The organism is Streptomyces sp. NPDC007205, assembly GCF_040634095.1.
GTDB lineage: Bacteria > Actinomycetota > Actinomycetes > Streptomycetales > Streptomycetaceae > Streptomyces.
In genome coordinates this window covers 1-1265 of sequence record NZ_JBEYEW010000187.1, presented here as the reverse complement: position 1 = coordinate 1265, position 1265 = coordinate 1, and the positions used below count along the sequence as shown (strand labels likewise).

The 1265-nt window shown below is 69.2% G+C and carries 1 protein-coding gene; it reads right to left on the bottom strand.

The genetic code is table 11. From position 1 onward, the window contains the following. Positions 1-29 precede the first annotated feature (29 nt). Positions 30-1231, bottom strand: a protein-coding gene (locus ABZ624_RS43135) for an IS3 family transposase (protein ID WP_360101263.1) whose coding sequence is annotated in 2 segments (ribosomal slippage) — positions 30-946 and positions 946-1231 — 1203 coding nt in all. Because the reading frame shifts where the segments join, the coding sequence is not laid out codon by codon here. Positions 1232-1265: the final 34 nt, after the last annotated feature.

Sequence of the window (1265 nt, the reverse complement as noted above, 5' to 3'; positions counted from 1 at the left end):
GGGCCTTGACCCCGAATCCTGGACACGGGTTATGCGGCTGGTGTCAGCGTAGTTGATGTTGGTCGGGACGCTGTTTCGTAGGCGATCGGGCTGCGGTGTCCGAGGCGGGAGTGACGGCGTCGGGTGTTGTAGCGGTTCAGCCAGCCGAACGCGTCGAGACGGGCCTCGCGCTCGCTGGACCAGTGCTTTCGGCCCTGGAGCGTCTCGCGTTTGAACGTCGCGTTGAAGGACTCGGCGAGCGCGTTGTCCGCGCTGGAGCCGATCGCACTCATGGACTGGCGGACCCCGGCTTGGTTGCAGGCGTCGGCGAAGGCCCGACTGGTGTATTGGGCTCCGTGGTCGGTGTGCAGGACCGCTCCGGCGAGGCTGCCGCGGGTGCGTTCGGCGGCGGTCAGGGCGTCGATGACGAGACCGGTGCGCATGTGGTCCGCGATCGCCCAGCCGGCAAGGCGGCGCGAGGCGAGGTCGATGACGGTGGCCAGGTAGAGGAACTTGCCGCCTTCCAAAGGGAGGTAGGTGATGTCGCCGACGTACTTCGTGTTCGCCTCACTCGCGGTGAAGTCACGGCCGACCAGGTCCGGGGCCTTCGTCGCGGCCGGGTCCGTGATCGTGGTGCGGTGCCTGCGTCTCAGCCGCACGCCCGCCAGGCCGATGCTCCGCATGACACGCGCGATCCGCTTGTGGTTGACGCGCTCTCCTGCCTCGCGGAGTTCGGCGGTGATCCTCGGGACACCGTAGGTACCGTCCGACTCACGGTGTGCGGCCCGTATCCGGGCGGCGAGCCGAGCGTCGGCCGCCTGGCGGACGGCCCGGTCCGCGGCGGTCCGGCGCCAGTAGTAGAAGCTGGAGCGGGCGATGCCCAGGATGATGCACAGCCGCTTCACGCCGTAGCGGCGCTGGTGGTCCGCGACGAACTGGAAGCGGTTCACCAGCGCGTCTCCCCGGCGAAATACTTCGCCGCCTTGCGCAGGATCTCGCGCTCCTCCTCCAGCTCGCGGACCTTCTGGCGCAAAGCGGCGTTCTCCGCCTCCAACGGCGTCGGCGGCTCCGTCGGCACCTCCGCCCGGCGGCCCCGCGGCCGGCTCGCGCCAGCCGCCCGGACCCAGTTGCGCAGGGTCTCGGGGTTGATCCCCAGATCGGCGGCAACCTGCCGGATCGTCGCCTCGGGCCGCGACTGGTACAGCGCGACCGCGTCCGCCTTGAACTGTGGCGGATAGTTCTTCATGACCACGAGATGTCCGTTCTCAGATCCTCAGGATCCAGTG